This is a genomic window from Amycolatopsis plumensis (assembly GCF_042652605.1).
Lineage (GTDB): Bacteria > Actinomycetota > Actinomycetes > Mycobacteriales > Pseudonocardiaceae > Amycolatopsis > Amycolatopsis plumensis.
Map to the genome: position 1 here is coordinate 883726 of NZ_JBHSJY010000001.1, position 17002 is coordinate 900727.

Here is a 17002-nt window from a genome sequence, read left to right on the forward strand (position 1 = left end):
CCCTTCAACGACGAGGTGAGCCATGACGGGATCGCCCGTCGAGACGGCCTTCGGGCCGATGCTGAGCGGTGACGGCAGGCCCGGGCAGCTGTGGGCCATGCTCCCCCGCGAGCTGGCCGCGGTGTTCCGGCCGCGGCTGCTCGACGTCGCCGACGAGGTGCTGCGCGAGATCCAGCGGACCATCCCGGACTACGCGCGGCCCCTCGACGGCGCGTTCGGGAAGGCGCTGCGGGCCGGCGTCCAGGCGGCGATCCTGCAGTTCATCGACCGGATCGCCGCGTCGGGACCGCTGCCGGACGAGCGGCGCAAGGTGTTCGTCGGGCTCGGCGTGCACGAGCTCGCGCAAGGGCGCAACCTCGACGTCCTGCAGGCCGCGTACCGGGTGGGCGCGCGGGTGACGTGGCGGCGGATGGCAGAGGTGGGGACGCGGGCGGGCGTGCCGTCGGCGACGCTGTGTCTGCTGGCCGAGGCTATTTTCGCCTACATCGACGAGCTGTCCGCGCTGTCGATCGCGGGACACGCGGCGGCCCAGGCGCGGGCGGCGGGCGCGCTGGAACGGCGGCGGCGCCGGCTGCTGGACCTGCTGCTGGCGGACCCGCCGTCGCCGTCCAGGACGGTGCAGGAGGCCGCGACGGCGGCGGAGTGGCCGTTGCCGCACCGGCTCGTCGCGGTGGCGCTCGACGGGCCCGCCGACGTCACCGGCTTGGGCGCGCTGGAGGACCTCGAAGACGGCACCCCGCGCCTGCTGTTGCCGGCGCCGGCGGACCGGAGCGCGCTGACCGAGGCCCTGGCCGGCCACCGGGCGGCGGTGGGGCCGCCGGTCCCGCCGCGTCAGGCGGGTCGTTCGCTGGCGACGGCCCAGGAGGCGCTGCGGCTGGTGGCCGCGGAGGTCCTCCCGGACGAGCCGCTGACCTGGTGCGAAGACCATCTGGCGACGTTGTGGCTGCGCAAGGAGCCGTTCCTCGTGACGGAGGTGTCCCGCCGCCGCCTGGCCCCGCTGACGGCGTTGACCCCGAAGCAGTACAACCGGCTCGCGGGAACGCTGCTGGCCTGGCTGGAGACGTGCGGCAACGTCCGCGAGGTCGCCGACCGCCTCGCGATCCACCCCCAGACGGTCCGTGCCCGCGCCCAGGAGCTGGAAACCCTCTTCGCGGACCACCTCCGCAACCCGGACGCCCGCTTCGAGATGATCCTCGCCCTCCGCGCCACCCTCCCCTGACCCCCGTGTCGACCCCTCAATCACGCGTGTCGACCCCTCAATCACGACCGAAGCCCCTTGCCGCCCGGACAGCCCGAGGCGGGGCGGGGCATCTCTGTGATCAGAGGGGCATCACTCGTGACTGGAGGGGCGACACGCGTGATTGGAGGGTCGACACGGTCAGAGGGTGGAGAAGTAGGGACGGGGGAGGTCGGGGAGGCGGGGGGTGCCGAGCTGGACGATCGTGGCCGGGAGGCCGCGGGAGCGGCGCCAGGCGGCGAACGCCTCGAGCCAGGCGTCCGCCGTGGCGCGGGAGGTTTCGCCGGGGGCGCCGAACAACGCCGCGGCCGACGTGGCCAGGAGCCACCAGTCCGGCGGGGTGTCCGCGGTCGCCTCGTGGAGGCGGCGGGCGCCCAGGACGCCGCGGTGCCAGGCGGCCGACGGGTCGTCGGTGAGGACGCCCGCCGCGTGGATGATGCCCCGCAGCGGCAGGCCGTCCGCCGTGGCCGCCGTGACCAGGCGCTCCGCGACGCCGGGCTCCGTGATGTCGCCGGGGACCACCACCGCGCCGGACGCCCCCGCGGACGGTCCACAGAGGACGATCCGGGTGGCCCCCGTGCCGGCCAGCCACCGCGTGGCCGCCGGTCCGAGGCCACCGGTGACGACGTACGCGCCGGGCCCGGTCGGCACTTCGACGGCGAACGGCACCCGCGTAAGCCTGGCCGCGTACCGGACGTCGTGCCGCCAGCGGACTTCGTCGTCCGGCGCGTCCGACCGCAGTTCCCGCGCCAGGGCGTCCACATCGGACCGCGTGTCGAAGTCGACCAGGCTCGCCCGCAGCTGCGGCCGCTCGAGGGCGAGCACCCGCACCAGCCCGCGCAGGCACGCCAGCCCCGGCTCGCCGCCGCCCTGCGTGACCAGGTGGAACCGGACACCGAAGCCGAGGCGCGCGACCACCGACCGCACCGACAGCAGCAGTTCCTGCGCGGCCTCGGGATCGTGGTAGGCGTAGGGCGACCCGGTCAGGTAGACGACGCCGCGCACCGGCCGTTCGGTGAGGAACCCGGGCAGCTCGTCGAGGTCGTCGCGCGGCAGCGACAGCGCGTCGTCTCCGGCCGCGGCCAGCGCCAGTGCCAGCGCGACGGCCCGGCCGAGCGCGGCCGGGTGCTCGTCGGTGAGCAGCAGCCACGCGCCCGGCCCGGGCGGGACCACCGGCGGCAGCGGCACTTCGGGCCACATCACCTCGAACGACGAGGTGGCGAACGGGACGCCCGGCGACAGCGCCCGCTCCACCGGCCCGGTCACCACAGGCCGTCCCCGATGGAGGACTGCAGCACGACGACCCGGCGCAGCGTGAGCCCGTGCCGCGCCGACACCGCGTGCCGCACCGCCCGCTCGACCTCACCGCGCGGCGGGACGACGCCGTCGGCCAGCTCGAGCACCACCACGGCCTGGCCCCCGGGAACGGCGAACGCCGACGCCGCACGCGGCCGGATCGCCGGGTGCGCCTGCTCGGCCGTCGCCTCGAGGTCCTCCGGCCGGTGCCCGGCGACGAAGTTCCGGCCGGTGACGCACAGCTCGCCCGCAGCGTTCAGAAAGCCCTGGTCACCGGTGCGCAGCCACCACCGCGGCTCGTCGTCGCCGAGGATGAGGGCGCAGAAGACCCGCGCGGACTCCTCGGGCCGCCGCCAGTAGCCACGGGCGACGTTGGGCCCGCTCACCCAGATCTCGCCGACGTCGCCCGCCGGCACCCGCCGTCCGGCGCGGTCGACGATCGCGACCCGCTGGCCGGCCGGGTGTCCACAAGCGACCAGAGCGGTCGCTTCGGCGACGACGTAACACCCCGTCAGCGCGTCGGGAGCGGACTCGTCGTGCACCACGGGCCGGCCGGTGACGATCGGCAGGGCCACCCCGAGCACCAGCCCCAGCGGGTCGCTCGGCGGCCGGCTCACCACGGCGGTGTGCCCCAGCGCCTGAGCCGCCTGCCGGGCGTTGGCCAGCACGTTCGCGTGCGTGACCATCACCCCGCCCGGGTACTGCAGGTAGGCGACGTCCGACGGCGTGACCGGGACTTCGGCGAAGCCGGGAGCGTCCGGGACGGTGTCCACGGCGAGCACCCGGTGCCCGCAGGTGTCCAAAGTGGCCAGGAACCGCCGGATCGCGGGCACGGTGGCCGCGGTCGCCAGCACGATCGACGGCTCGGCGTCGGCGAGGACGCTCGCCCGGCGCTCCGGCCCGGCGGGGATCGCGACCAGCCCGGCCCGCAGCACGCCGAGGAACGCGACGACGTGGTCCGGTGACGGCTCGATGAGGATCGCCGCCCGCTGCCGCGGCTCGGTGACCCGGCGCAGGGCGGCGGCGACGGCGGTGACCCGCCGGTCCAGCTCGGCCCAGGTCAAGGTGACCGCCGGCCGGGCCCAGGTCAAGGCCGGCGCCGAGCCCGCCGCCGCGGCACGGCCGGCCAGCAGCTCGGAGAGGGTCATGGGGTCCTCGCGCATGCTCAGGCCGCGGCCATCCCGGTGACGCGCCACTTCCCGGCGACGCGCTCGGCCGTGACGCTCAGCTGGGCGGCGCCGCTGCTGCGCTGCCCGTCCCCTCTCGTGCCGGTCTGGTCGAGGAACACCAGCAGCGCCGCCCGATCACCGTCCAGGAGCTTCACTCCGGACGCGACGGCGGTCGACGTCACGACCAGCTTCTGCTCGGCAGCCAGCTTCCGGACCTGGCCGAAGAGCTGTTCGTACTGCGCGAGCGCGGGCCCGGTCAGGACGTCCTTCGCCGCCTGCTCGCTCTTGGCCGGATCGTCGTAGCGGTAGGAGAAGACCGTGCCGAGCGCGGCGCTGACCTGCTTCCCGGCTTCGGCCGTGCCCGCGACATCGGAAAGCGCGCTGTTGTGCGCGACGACGGCGTTCGTGCTCCGCGCTTCGAGCGTGAACCACACCGCGAGCCCCGCCATGACCACGGCCACCACCGCGAGCACCACCGTCACCCGCCGCCGTGGCCCGGGGGTCGTGAGTGGTAAGGCGGGTTCTAACCCTTCCAAACACTCACGAGGGTCTGGGTGCCGGCGGCCGGCGACCTTCACGGGACGCTTTTTCGTCGCTGTCTTCACGGTGCCTCCCCGACGGGAACCTGGCCGAGGCCGGTGACGCGCCAGCCGTCCGGGCCGCGGGTCAGCTCGGCCTGGAACCGGTTGCGCTTGGTCACGGCGTCCCCGCCGTCCGGCGCCACGATCAGCTCGACCGAGGCGATCAGCTTCGCCGTCCCGGCGCCGGTGTCCACTTCGGTCACCGCCGCGTCGGTCACCTTCCCGGTGGTGACGGTCTTCGCCTGGGCGATCCGGTCGAGGCTGCCCTGGCGGTCGGCCGCGAGCTCGTCGTGCAGCGCGCCGCCGGAGAGGTCCAGCCAGTGCTGGTACCCGGGCGCGGCCTGCCGGTAGTCCAAGGTGGTCAGTCCGGTGACCGCCGTCCGGCCCGCCTCCAACGCCTCCTCCCGGACGACCGCGCGGGCAACGCCGTCGTCGTGCGCCGCCTGCCACCAGGTGAAACCCGACCAGCCGGTGGCGACGGTCGCCAAGACCGCGACCACCCACGCAAGAATCCTCACGGCCGTCCTCCCGGTGCGTTCTGCGAGCCCCGCACGTTCGTCGGGTCGCCCTTCGGCAGCGCACAGCGCGCGGCCGTGTTCAGCGGGCGGACCGACGTGTCGAGGCCGTTGCGGTACGGCGTCGTGTACCCGGTGGTGCACGGCGGTGGGTCGAAAAACGTCAGCGAAAGTCCGATGTGGACGCCGTCCGGCCGCACGATCGCGCCCGCCGCCGCGACCGCCTGCGGCGCGGTGATCAGCAGCTGCCGGATTCCGTTCTGACGTGCTTCCAGGACGTCCGCGGTGGTCAGCAGGTTCGCCAGCAGCACCCCCAAGTTCGGACCGGAGTCGCGGATCAGCGCGCCGACCTCGTTCGCGGCCGCGGGCACCGCCGGGATCAGCGTGCGCAGGTCGCCGTCGGACTGCTTCAGCGTCGAAGCCAGGAGTTTCGCGTTGGCGCCGAACTCGCGGATCGCGCCGGCCTGCTGCACCTGGGTGTCGAGCACGGTGTGGGCGTCGGTGACGAACCGGGTCAGCGGCGCGACGTGCGCGCTCGCCGCCTGCACGAACTCGATGCCGCGGCCGACGAGCTGGTCCAGTGCCGGGCCGGCGTCGGACGTCGCGTTGTACAGCTCGTCGACGACCGTCCGCAGCGCGGGTTTCGGCACCGAGTTGGCGAAGGAGTCCACTGTCGACAGGACGATGTCGACCGGCAGCGGGATCTTCGTGTCGGCTTGGGTGAGCACCGAGCCGTCGTGCAGCTTCGGCCCGCCGTCGGTGCGCGGCCGCAGGTCGACGTACTGCTCCCCGACGGCCGAGCGGTCCGCGACGACGGCTTCGGTGTCGGCCGGGACGGGTGCGGTGCCGGAGTCGATCTCGAGGTCGGCTTCCATTCCGGCGGGCGTGAGCCGCAGCTCGCCGACGCGGCCGATCGGCACCCCGCGGTAGGTGACCTCGGCGTTGGTGAAGATGCCGCCGCCGGTCGGGAACTGCGCGGTCACGGTGTAGCCGCGGTCGAAGAAGACCTTGTCGAGGCCCGCGTAGGTGGCTCCGACGTAGGCGACGCCGACGACGGCGATGACGACGAAGATCGTCACCTGCGCGCGCACGAACCGGGTCAGCATCAGTGGCCTGCTTTCAGGAACCCGTTGAGGTAGTCGCCGCGAATGGTGTCTAAGGCGGCGTCCGGGAACGGGAAGGTGAAGACCATCTCCATCGCTTTCGGCAGCTTGTCGCCGGAGTCGGCCAGCCGTCGCAGCAACGGCTCCAGCGCGCGGAGGTCGGCGACGAGGTCGTCCTTGCTGCGGTTGACCGTGTCGACGGCGACCGAAGTCAGCCCGTCCAGCGACTCCAGCATCCCGACCAGGGCTTCCCGCTGTTGGTTGAGGACGCCGATGCCGGGGGTGAGGCCGTTCAGCGTGGTGGTGATCCGGTCGGTGTGCGCGTTCAAGGTCGTCGCGAGCTTGTTGACGCTCTCGATGGCCCGGGTGATCTCGTTCCGGTGTTCGTCGAGGCCCTGCACAAAGCTGTCCAAATTAGACAGCAGAGAACGCGCCGCGGTCTCCTTGCCCCCGAGGGCGTCGTTCAGCTCGTGGCTGATGTTCTGGACCTGCGCGACACCACCACCGTTGAGCAGCAGCGACAGCGCTCCGAAGACCTCCTCGATCTCGGGCGTCAACGTCGACCGGTCCAGGGGGATGGTCGCGCCGTCGAGCAGCCGTCCCGACGGCGTCGCGTCGTCCGGCGGGGCGAGCTCGACGAACTTCTCGCCGAGGATGCTGGCCTGCCGCAGCCGGGCGACGGCGTTGGCCGGCAGGTCGACGTCGCCGTTGAGCAGCAGCTCGACGACCGCGCTGCGGGAGTCCGGCGCCAATTCGACCTTGACGACCTGGCCGGCCGGGACGTCGTTGACCTTGACGCCGGACTGCGGCACCAGGTCCAGGACGTTCGTGAAGCTCGCGGTCACGTGGATCGGGTGGTCGCCGAGCGCGGCGCCGCCCGGCAGCGGGATGTCGTAGACGCTCACGCCGCTGCCGCAGCCGGTGGTGACCAGCGCGAGGGTGACCACCGCGGCCAGCTTGACCAGGGATTTCATTTCGGCTCCGCGAATTCGAGGAGGTTGCCGCGGCCGTCGATGGTGCCGTTGGCCTGGTCGTAGGCGCCCAGAAGGTTCGTCAGGGCGTTCGGGGCCGCCTGCAGCGCTTCGGCGAGGGAGTCCTTCTGGTTCACGAGCACCTTCGTGACGTCGGCCAGCTTGTCCACATCGGACTGGACCTTGCCGCGGTTGTCCTTGATGAACCCCTGCACGACGCTCAGCGCCTGGGTCAGCTCGGTCAGCGCGCCGGAGAACTGGTCGCGCTGGTCGGCCAGCACCTTGCTCAGCGAAGCGATCTGCGAAATGGCCTGCTTCACCTGGCCGTCGTTGGCCGCGAGCATCGCGGTGAACTTGCTGATGTTGTCGACGGAACCGAACAGGTCGTCCTTCGAATCGCTCGCGGTGCGGGCGAACTCGCCGAGGTTCTTGATCGCGGTGCCGATGGTCTGCCCGGTGCCGTTCAGGTAGTCCGCCGACCGGGTCAGCACCTCACTGACCGCGCCGTCCTTGTTGGCGCCCTGCGGCCCGAGCGCCGACATGAGCTGGTTGAGGCTGTGCAGCAGGTCGTCGACCTCGACCGGCGTCGCCGTGCGCTCCCGCGGGATCGAAGCGCCGTCGGCCAGCTGCGGCCCGCCGCGGTAGACCGGCGTGAGCTGCACGTACCGGTCGGCGACCAGGCTCGGCGTGATGACTACGGCCCCGGCGTCGGCGGGCAGCGCCACCCCGGGCCGCAGCGTCATGGTGACCTTGACATCGGTGCCGTTCGGTTCCACTTTGGACACCGAGCCGATGGCGACGCCGAGGACGCGGACGTCCGAGTTCGGGTAGATACCGACGGCGGCGGTGAAGTACGCGGTCAGCTTCCGCTCGGCCGGGGCGGTCACCACCGGCCAGGCGGCCGACACGACGAGCGCGAGGACGACGCCGAGCGTGAGGGCCCGCAGTCTCGTCCGCCGCCGCGCCGCCGCACCCAGGTCGATCAGCTGGTGGGCCATCAGCGTCCCCCGTTCTTCGGTGGCTGGCAGCTGCCCGGCGTGGTGCCGGTGGGGATCAGCCCGCAGATGTAGGTGTCGATCCACCGGCCGTTGCCGACGGCGTTGCCGAGCAGCCGGTAGAACGGCCCGGCCAGGCGCAGGCTGTCCTCGAGCTTCCCCTGGTTCCGCTGGAGCACTCCGGCGACGCGGTCGAGCTGGTCGAGGGCCGGTCCCAGGGTCTTCTGGTTCTCCGCGACCAGCCCGCGCAGCTGGATCGAAAGGTTCTTGATGCCGGTGAACAGCTTCGCGATGGCGTCCTTGCGGGCGTTGAGCTCGGTGAGCAGCGTGTTGCCGTCGCGGATCAGGGCCTGGATCTGGTCGGACCGCTGTCCGAGCGTCTTCGAGACCTGGTTGGTGTTCTGGAACAGTTTGACCAGCTCTTCGTCCCGGGAAGCCAGCGTTTGCGACAGGGCCGCGATCCCGTTGAAAGCCGTCTTGACGTCGCTGGGAGCGGACGCGCCGAGCGTGTCGGACAGCACCCGGAACGCCTGCGCGAGCTGGTCGGTGTCGATGGCGCCGACCGTGCTCGCCAGGTCGTTGAAGACCGCGGTGACGTCGTAGGGCGAGCTCGTGCGCTCGGCCGGGATGGCCTGGTCCGGGTTCAGCTCGGCGTTGCCGACCGGGTCGAGCACCAGGTTCTTCTGGCCGAGCAGCGTCTTGATCTTGATCGCCGCCGTGGTGCGGTTGCCGACCCAGGTGTCGCGGACCCGGAACAGCACCTCGACGTGGTCGCCGGCCAGCCGGACGTCGGTGACCTCGCCGACCTTCACCCCGGCGACGCGGACCTCGTCGTTCGGCTTGAGCCCCGCGGCCTCGTGGAACTCGGCCCGGTAGGTCGTGCCGCCGCCGATGAGCGGCAGGTCGTCGGAGAAGAAGGTTGCGCTGCCGATCAGGGCCATGACCAGCGCGGTCGCCGCGCCGACGGCGATCGGGTTGCGGCTGCGGAACGCTTTCACCGGCACCTCGCAGCCGTCACGGGGATGCCCGGTGGCGGACCGCCCGGTGCCGGTTTCGCGTCGGTCTGGACCGAACACAGGTAGAAGTTCGCCCACGAGCCGTAGGAGAAGAGCGTGCCGATCCGGTCGAGCTTCTTCGGGAGGTTGTCGATGAACTGCTGGAACACCGGGGTGTTGTCGGCCAGGTTCTTCGACAGGTCGCCGAGCGCGGTGATGCTGTCCTTGAGGGGCTGACGGCCCTGCTCGAGCAGCCCGGCGGTCGCCGTGGTCAGCTCGCCGAGGCCGCCGATGGCCTGCCCGATCGGCTTGGCGTCCGCGGCGAGGCCGGTGACCAGCTGGGCGGTGGTGTCGACGAGCGTGTCGAACTGGTCGCCCTGGGCGTTCAGCGTGTCGAGCACGGTGTTGAGGTTGCCGATCACCTGGCCGATCAGCGCGTCCTTCCCGGCCAGCGTCGAAGTCAGTGACGCCGTGTGCCGCAGCAGGCTGTCGATCGTGCTGCCCTCCCCCTGCAGAACCTGAATGATTTCGAACGACAGCTGGTTGACGTCGTTCGGCGACAGCGCCTGGAAGAGCGGTTTGAAGCCGTTGAACAACGCGGTGAGGTCGAGCGCCGGCCTGGTCCGCTCCAAGGGGATCTGCGCGCCTTCGGCGAGCGTCGGCGAAGTGTCGGTGGCACCGGGGTCGATCGAGAGGTACCGCTGGCCGACCAGGTTGCGGTAGCGGATGGTGACCGAGGCCGCCGCGGTGAGCCGGTGCGCGCGGCCGACCGAGAACTCGACGTCGGCGAGGCGGTGTTCGACCACCCGCACCGAGTCGACCTGGCCGATCCGGACCCCGGCCATCCGCACCTCGTCCCCGCGGTTGACCGAGGTGGTGTCGGTGAAGCGGGCGGTGTAGCCGATGGTCGCGCCGACGTTCGAATTGGCGATGGTGACCGCCAGCACGGCGGTGGCGGCCGCGGTGACCAGGAAGAAGATCAGGCCCTTGACGGCGGGGCCGGCAATGCTCCTCATCGGACGGTCACCTCAGTCCCGCGCAGCGCCGGTCCGATGAGGACGCTGCTCCAGTCCGGCACCTCACCCAGCGTCGGCCGCAGCAGTTCCGCGACCAGCCGCCGCTCGCCGGGCGAGTTCGCGGGCCCGAGGTCGCCGTCGGCCGGGCCCGCGGCCGCCGCGCCACCGCCGTAGCACTTCGGGCCGCCGGTGGCGTCGAACCGCGGGTTGTCCCGGCCGGGGACGTACTTCTCGCGCGGGTCCTGCACGGTGAGCGTGACGTGCAGGCCCGGCTCGTTCGTGCCCTTGCCGAGGGCCTTCTCCATCAGCGGCTTGAGCCGGTTGACCGCGTCGAACAGGCACGGGAACTCCGGCGAGTAGCGCGCCAGCAGCTCCAGGGTGGGCCGGCTCGCCGCCGAGACGCCGATGAGGTTGTCCTTGTTCTTGCGCAGGAACTCGTTCAGGTGCCCGGTGGCGCTGGTGACGCTCGAGTAGAGGTTGTCCAGGTCCGCGCGGGTGTCCACAATGGTCTTCGCGGTCGTCGACAGGTCGCTCAGCGCCTTCAGGATGTCCGGTGCGGCTCCCGTGTAGACGTCGGCGGCGTTCGCCAGGCCGGTGATGTCGGCCTTGAACTGCGGCATCAGCGGGTTCACCTGCCCGAGGAGGTCCTGCAGCCGGACGATGCTGTCGCCGAGGGGCTTCCCGCGGTTGTCGAGAGCCTGGGAAATCGCGCCGAGCGAGCTGTTCAGCTTCTGCGGCTGGACCGCGCGCAGCAGCGGCAGCAGGTCGCCGAGCACCCGTTCCAGCTCGATGGCGTTGGTCGAACGGTCCTGGGCGATCACGGCACCGGCCTGGAGTTTCCCTTGTGGACTGTCCGGCAGCACGAGGTTGACGTACCGCTCGCCGAACACCGTCTTCGGCAGCAGCCGCGCGGACACGTTCCCCGGCAGCAGGCCGATCTTCGCCGGATCGAGCGCGAGATCGATTTCGGCGCCCGCACGGGTGCTGCGCACCGCCCGGACCTCGCCGAACGGGACACCCTTGACCTTGACCTCCGCGGTCGGCGCGAGCTGGTTGCCGAGGCGGTCCGCCCGCAGCGTCACCAGTTCGGCGTCGTCGAAGTCCTTGTCGTAGATGGCCACCGCGAGCCAGCCGAGCAGGGCCAGCACGCCGAGGAAGGCGACCCCGGCGAGCTGCGTGCGGAACCGGCTCATCCGGACACCTTCACCGTGGTCGTCGCGCCCCAGATGGCCAGCGAGAGGAAGAGGTCGAGCACGCTGATCAGCACGATCGACGTCCGCACGGCCCGGCCGACCGCGACGCCGACCCCGGCCGGGCCGCCACTCGCGCGGTAACCGTAGAAGCAGTGCGTCAGGATCACGCCGACGCTGAAGACCAGCACCTTGCCGAACGACCACAGGACGTCGCCGGGCGGCAGGAACAGCGTGAAGTAGTGGTCGTAGGTGCCGCCGGACTGTCCGAAGAAGACGACCGTGGTGAGCCGCGAGCCGAGGTAGGAGATCAGCAGGCCGATGACGTACAGCGGGACGATGGCGATGAACCCGGCGACGATCCGGGTGGTGACCAGGTACGGCATGCTCCGCACGGCCATCACCTCCAGCGCGTCGATCTCTTCGGAGATCCGCATCGCCCCGAGCTGCGCGGTGAAGCCACTGCCCACAGTGGACGACAGCGCCAGCCCGGCGACCAGCGGCGCGATCTCGCGGGTGTTGAAGTACGCGGTCAGGAAGCCGGTCATCGCCGAGATGTTGATCTGGTTCAGCGCGCTGAAGCCCTGCAGGCCCACCGTGACGCCGGTGAACACGCACAGCCCGACCATCACGCCGATCGTGCCGCCGATCACCGCGAGCGCGCCGCTGCCGAACGTCACTTCGGCGAGCAGCCGCACGACTTCGCGGAAGTAGCGCGTGACGGCGAGCGGGACGGCCGCGAGCGCGCGGACGTAGAAGAGCAGCTGGTCGCCGAGGTCGAACAGCCGGTCGCCGGGTTTGCCGAGGATGGCCACTCAGGTTCCCTTCGCCGGGACGAGCTGCAGGTACAGCGCGGTGAGCACGGTGTTGACGAAGAACAGCAGCAGGAACGTGATGACGACGGACTGGTTGACGACGTCGCCGACACCCTTGGGGCCGCCCTTCGGGTTGAGGCCGCGGTAGGCCGCGACGACCCCGGCGAGGTAGCCGAAGATGACGGCCTTGATCGAGCTGACGACCAGGTCCGGCAGCTGCGCGAGGGCGTTGAAGCTGGCCAGGTAGGCGCCGGGCGTGCCCCCCTGCACGATCACGTTGAAGAAGTAGCCGCCGAGCACGCCGACCACGCTGACCAGGCCGTTCAGCAGCACGGACACCCCGACGGCGGCCTGCACGCGCGGCACGACCAGCCGCTGGATCGGCGAGACGCCGAGCACCTCCATCGCGGCGATCTCCTCGCGGATGCTGCGCGCGCCGAGGTCGGCGCAGATGGCGCTGCCGCCCGCGCCGGCGATGATCAGCGTCGTCACGATCGGGCTGGCCTGCTGCACGACGGCCAGCACGCTCGCCGCGCCGTTGAACTGCTGGGCGCCGATCTGGCTGGTGAGCGAACCGAGCTGGAGCGAGATGACCGCGCCGAACGGGATCGAGACCAGGATCGCCGGCGTGATGGACACGCTGGCGATGAACCAGAACTGCTGGACGAACTCCCGCACCTGGTACGGGCGGCGGAGCATGGCGAGCAGGACGTCGAGGCCCATCGCGCACATCCGGCCGAACTCACGCAGGCCGTTCGCGGCCTTCTGCGGCGCTTCGCTGAGGAACGTCGTCATGGCTGCTTGCACCCGGTGCTGAAGCAGCGCAGCTGGAGGTTCGAGACGAAGGTGTTACCCGGGCCGGAAACCAGGCCGGTGAGCAGCCGGCTGACGTCCTCGTGCCCGACGCACCCGGCGAATTCCGGCGTGGTGAAGGTCGACGTCACCTTGACCGGCGGGGCGGGCAGCGAAATCGGCACCAGCGCCTTGATGGTCACCGCCGCGGGCTGGGCGGTCCGGCAGTCGGGGCCGACGTCGAGCGGTCGTCCGTCCACTTCGACATCCGAAAGCTTGATGAACACCTTGGCGGTCACGTCCGTGTCGGCGCAGATGTTGGTCTGGGTGGCCTTGCAGTCCTTGTCTTTTCCCGTGTGGACGGTCGCGGTCCCGGCGGCGTCGCCGTCCGGGACGATTTCGACCCGGCCGGTGGTGGCCATGAACCGGAACGCGACGAAGTAGCCGTTCGTGGGCGGGATGGTCAGCTTGCCGGTGATCGGCACGGTGCTCGTGAGGCCGCCCAGCGCGCCGTCGAAGGTGCCCGGCGGGAAGACGACGTCGGACCCGAGCTTGGCCACGTGGCTCGTGGTCGGCTGCTGCGCGTCCCCGAGGGTGAAACCGAAGGGGATCTGGGTGGCCGCCTGCACCGCCGGGGCGTTCTCGCCCGGCGCGGCTTGCGCGGCGCCGAGCGAGAACGCGGCCACTGCCAGCACGAGCGGCAGGGAAAAGCGGATCAGCTTCATCGAGTTCATTTCTTGGTGAGGGTCACGTCCAGCTTGTTGCCGGGGCCGGAGGTGATGCCGGTGATCAGGCCGGTCAGGAAGCCGCAGCCGGTGAACTGCGGGATGCCGTAGGTGGCGGTCAGCTTGCCGCCCTTGAGCGGGTCGAAGCCGGGCGCCGAGACGAGCGGCACGTCCGCGGGCTTGACCGTGTGGCACGACTTCGACGACAGGATCGGGAAGCCGAACACGCGGACCTTGGTGAGCTGGACGTCGACCTGCGCGTTCGCCTTGACCGCACCGGCGGTGAGGGTGCCGGTGATCGCGCCGACCTGGTTCAGCTTCACCGTCGCGGACGCCGGGATGAAGCCGAGGACGCGGAAGTTCACGTCCGACTTCGGCAGCGCGAGCTGGGCGCCGAACTTGCCGGAGGCCGCGTCGAGCTTGGCGTCCAGGGTGCCGGGACCGAGGGGCAGCGTGGCGTGCAGCTGCTTGAGCTCCGACTTGCCCTTGACCGAGTACTTGACCTCGATGCCGCCCGGCGGGTTCGTCGGCGTGGTGCTCGGGGTTGTCGGCTGGGTGGTCGGGGTCGTCGGCTCAGTTGTCGGAGTCGTCGGCTCGGTGGTCGGAGTCGTCGGTTCCGTGGTCGGAGTCGTCGGCTCAGTTGTCGGAGTCGTGGGCTCCGTGGTCGGAGTCGTGGGTTGCGTGGTCGGGGTCGTCGGCTCGGTGGTGGGCGTGGTCGGCTCGGTCGTGGGAGTGGTGGTTTCCGTGGTCGGAGTCGTCGGCTCAGTTGTCGGAGTCGTCGGTTCCGTGGTCGGGGTGGTCGGCTCGGTAGTGGGGGTCGTCGGCTGGGTGGTCGGGGTGGTGGGCTCCGTGGTCGGCGTGGTCGGTTCCGTGGTCGGCGTGGTCGGTTCCGTGGTCGGGGTCGTCGGCGTGGTGGGCGTGGTGGGCGTGGTCGGCGTCGTGGGTGTGGTCGTGCCGCCCGCCGGCTTGATCTCGAACGTGCCCAGCTGCTGGTTCTGGCCCGGGACCGCGACGCAGTCCGAGGTGAACGTGCCGAGGTCGGTCGGCTGGCCGTCGGCGGTGCGCGGGGTCATCGTGGTGCTGAAGTTCCCGACCGTCACCGACGCGGTCCCCGGGCTGGGGAACGTCACCGCCGGCGCCTTTCCGCTGCTCTTGACGTGGAACGCGCCCGACGGCGGCACCGGCGTCGAGGCGATCGTCAGCGGCAGGTTCAGGTTCAGCGTCTTGTCGACCGGGTACTTGAGCACGGCCGCGGCCTTCGCCGAGCCGTCCAGCGAAGTCGCGCCGACCAGGGCGAGGCCCTCGGTGGCGGTCTCCGGCACGGTGACGTCGACGTCGAAGGTGATCGGGGTCGACGCGGCGCCCGCGACGGCGTTGTCCGGCAGGTTGGTGTCGATCTTCACCGACAGCACCTGGTCGCCGATCAGCGGGAACGGGCAGTTGTAGTTCAGCGTCAGGCTCACCGGCGCGGCCTGGCTCGGGCCCGCCCCGACCAGCGCGACGGTCGCGGCGACCGCCGTTGCGGTCGCCGCGGCCAGGCCGAAGGCGGGCTTTCTCGACTTCCACGAAAACTTCACGGGTCGTCACCTCGGGAAATGGGGGAATTTCGGCAAAGCTACCTCCGTGTTTCTGCGGGAACAAGCCACCGGCGATTCTTTGTCACGCGCAGGGGATAGCGCATGTCCGGAAGAGTCACGCAGGTCAGCCCTTGTCACGCGGGTGCGATCCGATTCCGCGAAATTGTCACGCGCACGGCGGATGGCGGCGGTCTTCTTGATCGACACGACCCGGTCCCGATACCTTTTACCCGGCAGGAAAGGAGCGGTCATGTCGCAACCGGTCATCGCCGTGACGGACCTGGCGAAACAGTACGGCGAAGTCACCGCGCTCGCCGGGATCAACCTCACCGTCGCCCGCGGCGCGGTGCTGGCGGTCCTCGGCCACAACGGCGCCGGGAAAACCACCCTGATCGACATCCTCAGCACCCGCGTCCGGCCGAGTGCGGGCACCGCCCGCGTCTGCGGCTACGACGTCGTGCAGCGCGGCCGCGCGGTCCGGCGGCGGATCGGCGTGACCGGGCAGTACGCCGCGGTCGACGACACGCTGTCCGGGCGCGGGAACCTCCTGCTGATCGCCCGGCTGCTGGGCGCGAAACCGCGGCAAGCGCTGGCGCGCGCCACCGAACTGATCGCCGCCTTCGGCCTCGAAGACGCGGCCGACCGCCCGGCCGGGACGTACTCCGGCGGGATGCGGCGGCGGCTGGACCTGGCCGCGGGCCTGGTCGGCGCGCCGCAGGTGCTCTTCCTCGACGAGCCGACCACCGGGCTCGACCCGGTGAGCCGGGCCGGGTTGTGGACGATCGTCGAGGGCCTCGCGGCGCGTGGCACCACCGTCGTGCTCACCACGCAGTACCTCGAGGAAGCGGACCGGCTGGCCGACCACGTCGTCGTCCTCGGCTTCGGGCACATCACCGTGTCGGGGACGCCGGCGCAGCTGAAGGCCCGGCTCGGCACCCGGACGGCGACGTGCACGTTCGGCACCGAACTGGCGTTGCGGCGTGCGGCGGATGCGGTGGCGCGCCTCGGTCTCCCGGCCGGCCGCGCCGGGCTGGTGCTCACCGTGCCGCTGTCCGGCCCGGGTGACATCCCGGTGGTGGTGCGCGCGCTCGACGCGGCGGGCGCGCCGCTGCGGGACCTGACGGTGACCGAGCCGACGCTCGACGACGTCTACCTTTCCCTGCACCGGGCGGCGTCGTGACGCAGCCCCGGCACCACGCCGCCGTCGCCGCGCTCGGTGATCCCACGGCCTGGCCGGAGTCCGGCTTCTGGACGCAGGTTCGCGTGCTCGCGACCCGATCGCTGCGCACGGCGTTCGGCGACCGCCGCCTGGTGTTCTTCGGCCTGCTGCAGCCGGTGGTGCTGTTGCTGTTGTTCAGCCAGGTGTTCAGCGGGGTCGGCGCGCTGCCGGGTGTCGCGGCGTACCAGGGTTACGTGAACTTCCTGGTGCCCGCGACCTTGGTCAACATCGCGATGACGACGGCGATGAGTTCGGGAGCGGGCCTGCTGGCGGAGATCTACGGCGGCTTCACCGGGCGGCTGCGCTGCCTGCCGATCTCGCTGTTCTCCGTCCTGGTGGCCCGGACGCTGGCGGATTCCGCGCGGCTGGGCGTCCAGCTGGTGGTGACGGCCCTGGCGAGCGTGGTCTTCCTGGGCTTCCGCCCGGCGGGCGGGGTACTGGGCCTGGGCTCGGCTCTGGTGCTGACGTTGGTGGTCGGCTGGTGCCTGAGCTGGGTGTTCGTGGCGATCACGACGTGGCTGCGCAAGGCGGAGACGCTGCAGGCGGCGTCGTTCGTGGTGATGTTCCCGCTGATGTTCTCCTCGAGCGCGTACATGCCCCTGGACACGATGCCGGCGTGGGTGCGCGCGGTCTCGGCGGTGAACCCGCTGACGTACGCGATCGACGCGACCCGGACGCTGGCCCTGGCCCGCCCGCTCGGCTGGTCTCTCGTGGTGGCGCTGCTGATCGCGGCGATGGCCGCGGTGGCGGGCGCCGTCCTGTCGGCCCGCACCTTCCGCGCCCGCACGTGATCAGAACGCCAACTC

General features: G+C 71.4%; 17 protein-coding genes. 3 read left to right on the forward strand and 14 right to left on the reverse strand.

The annotated features are described in order from the left end of the window. Positions 1-22 precede the first annotated feature (22 nt). Positions 23-1219 (forward strand): RsbRD N-terminal domain-containing protein, encoded by a 1197-nt coding sequence (locus ACFPLC_RS04240; protein ID WP_378188563.1) that lies wholly within the window; start codon positions 23-25, stop codon positions 1217-1219. Positions 1220-1378: 159 nt separating this feature from the next. Here ACFPLC_RS04240 and ACFPLC_RS04245 read toward each other — a convergent pair whose 3' ends face one another. From ACFPLC_RS04245 to ACFPLC_RS04310, 14 genes are all read right to left on the reverse strand, one after another. Further along, positions 1379-2503, reverse strand: a complete 1125-nt coding sequence (locus tag ACFPLC_RS04245) for a KR domain-containing protein (RefSeq protein ID WP_378188564.1) — start codon at positions 2501-2503, stop codon at positions 1379-1381. After that, positions 2500-3681, reverse strand: coding sequence for an AMP-binding protein (locus tag ACFPLC_RS04250; RefSeq protein WP_378188565.1), 1182 nt, complete (start codon positions 3679-3681; stop codon positions 2500-2502). The genes ACFPLC_RS04245 and ACFPLC_RS04250 overlap by 4 nt, the downstream gene beginning before the upstream one ends. 17 nt (positions 3682-3698) lie before the next feature. After that, on the reverse strand, positions 3699-4184 hold the full coding sequence (locus ACFPLC_RS04255; protein ID WP_378188566.1) for a hypothetical protein: 486 nt from the start codon (positions 4182-4184) through the stop codon (positions 3699-3701). Between the two features lie 119 nt (positions 4185-4303). After that, positions 4304-4801, reverse strand: a complete 498-nt coding sequence (locus tag ACFPLC_RS04260) for a hypothetical protein (RefSeq protein WP_378188567.1) — start codon at positions 4799-4801, stop codon at positions 4304-4306. Further along, complete coding sequence (locus ACFPLC_RS04265; protein WP_378188568.1) at positions 4798-5904, reverse strand: MlaD family protein; 1107 nt, start codon at positions 5902-5904, stop codon at positions 4798-4800. Before ACFPLC_RS04265 ends, ACFPLC_RS04260 begins: the two co-directional genes overlap by 4 nt. Further along, complete coding sequence (locus tag ACFPLC_RS04270) at positions 5904-6875, reverse strand: MCE family protein (RefSeq protein WP_378188569.1); 972 nt, start codon at positions 6873-6875, stop codon at positions 5904-5906. The genes ACFPLC_RS04265 and ACFPLC_RS04270 overlap by 1 nt, the downstream gene beginning before the upstream one ends. Further along, positions 6872-7870 (reverse strand): MCE family protein, encoded by a 999-nt coding sequence (locus ACFPLC_RS04275; protein ID WP_378188570.1) that lies wholly within the window; start codon positions 7868-7870, stop codon positions 6872-6874. The genes ACFPLC_RS04270 and ACFPLC_RS04275 overlap by 4 nt, the downstream gene beginning before the upstream one ends. Then, complete coding sequence (locus tag ACFPLC_RS04280) at positions 7870-8871, reverse strand: MCE family protein (protein WP_378188571.1); 1002 nt, start codon at positions 8869-8871, stop codon at positions 7870-7872. The genes ACFPLC_RS04275 and ACFPLC_RS04280 overlap by 1 nt, the downstream gene beginning before the upstream one ends. Further along, positions 8862-9878 carry an MCE family protein gene (locus ACFPLC_RS04285; RefSeq protein ID WP_378188572.1) on the reverse strand — a complete coding sequence of 339 codons (1017 nt, stop codon included), beginning with the start codon at positions 9876-9878 and terminating at the stop codon, positions 8862-8864. Before ACFPLC_RS04285 ends, ACFPLC_RS04280 begins: the two co-directional genes overlap by 10 nt. Next, positions 9875-11071: an MCE family protein gene (locus ACFPLC_RS04290; protein WP_378235699.1), complete on the reverse strand. Its 1197-nt coding sequence runs from the start codon at positions 11069-11071 to the stop codon at positions 9875-9877. The genes ACFPLC_RS04285 and ACFPLC_RS04290 overlap by 4 nt, the downstream gene beginning before the upstream one ends. Then, the gene (locus ACFPLC_RS04295) at positions 11068-11883 is read right to left on the reverse strand and encodes an MlaE family ABC transporter permease (RefSeq protein WP_191314785.1); all 816 of its coding nucleotides are present in this window, start codon (positions 11881-11883) and stop codon (positions 11068-11070) included. Before ACFPLC_RS04295 ends, ACFPLC_RS04290 begins: the two co-directional genes overlap by 4 nt. Then, positions 11884-12678, reverse strand: a complete 795-nt coding sequence (locus ACFPLC_RS04300; RefSeq protein WP_043782186.1) for an MlaE family ABC transporter permease — start codon at positions 12676-12678, stop codon at positions 11884-11886. Continuing rightward, complete coding sequence (locus ACFPLC_RS04305) at positions 12675-13409, reverse strand: hypothetical protein (RefSeq protein WP_378188574.1); 735 nt, start codon at positions 13407-13409, stop codon at positions 12675-12677. Before ACFPLC_RS04305 ends, ACFPLC_RS04300 begins: the two co-directional genes overlap by 4 nt. Next, a complete protein-coding gene (locus ACFPLC_RS04310) occupies positions 13406-14977 on the reverse strand; it encodes a DUF6801 domain-containing protein (RefSeq protein ID WP_378188575.1) in 1572 nt (523 codons plus the stop codon). The genes ACFPLC_RS04305 and ACFPLC_RS04310 overlap by 4 nt, the downstream gene beginning before the upstream one ends. A 250-nt stretch (positions 14978-15227) precedes the next feature. Between ACFPLC_RS04310 and ACFPLC_RS04315 the strand changes: the two genes are divergently transcribed. Further along, positions 15228-16157, forward strand: coding sequence for an ATP-binding cassette domain-containing protein (locus ACFPLC_RS04315; protein WP_378188576.1), 930 nt, complete (start codon positions 15228-15230; stop codon positions 16155-16157). Next, positions 16154-16987: an ABC transporter permease gene (locus ACFPLC_RS04320; protein WP_378188577.1), complete on the forward strand. Its 834-nt coding sequence runs from the start codon at positions 16154-16156 to the stop codon at positions 16985-16987. The genes ACFPLC_RS04315 and ACFPLC_RS04320 overlap by 4 nt, the downstream gene beginning before the upstream one ends. The last annotated feature ends 15 nt before the right edge of the window (positions 16988-17002 follow it).

What these genes read in the sequence shown, in the direction of transcription:
- ACFPLC_RS04240 (WP_378188563.1), top strand. Translation starts at nt 23, where the DNA reads ATGACGGGATCGCCCGTCGAGACGGCCTTCGGGCCGATGCTGAGCGGT.
- ACFPLC_RS04250 (WP_378188565.1), bottom strand. Translation starts at nt 3,681, where the DNA reads ATGACCCTCTCCGAGCTGCTGGCCGGCCGTGCCGCGGCGGCGGGCTCG.
- ACFPLC_RS04265 (WP_378188568.1), bottom strand. Translation starts at nt 5,904, where the DNA reads ATGCTGACCCGGTTCGTGCGCGCGCAGGTGACGATCTTCGTCGTCATC.
- ACFPLC_RS04270 (WP_378188569.1), bottom strand. Translation starts at nt 6,875, where the DNA reads ATGAAATCCCTGGTCAAGCTGGCCGCGGTGGTCACCCTCGCGCTGGTC.
- ACFPLC_RS04275 (WP_378188570.1), bottom strand. Translation starts at nt 7,870, where the DNA reads ATGGCCCACCAGCTGATCGACCTGGGTGCGGCGGCGCGGCGGCGGACG.
- ACFPLC_RS04285 (WP_378188572.1), bottom strand. Translation starts at nt 9,878, where the DNA reads ATGAGGAGCATTGCCGGCCCCGCCGTCAAGGGCCTGATCTTCTTCCTG.
- ACFPLC_RS04290 (WP_378235699.1), bottom strand. Translation starts at nt 11,071, where the DNA reads ATGAGCCGGTTCCGCACGCAGCTCGCCGGGGTCGCCTTCCTCGGCGTG.
- ACFPLC_RS04300 (WP_043782186.1), bottom strand. Translation starts at nt 12,678, where the DNA reads ATGACGACGTTCCTCAGCGAAGCGCCGCAGAAGGCCGCGAACGGCCTG.
- ACFPLC_RS04305 (WP_378188574.1), bottom strand. Translation starts at nt 13,409, where the DNA reads ATGAACTCGATGAAGCTGATCCGCTTTTCCCTGCCGCTCGTGCTGGCA.
- ACFPLC_RS04315 (WP_378188576.1), top strand. Translation starts at nt 15,228, where the DNA reads ATGTCGCAACCGGTCATCGCCGTGACGGACCTGGCGAAACAGTACGGC.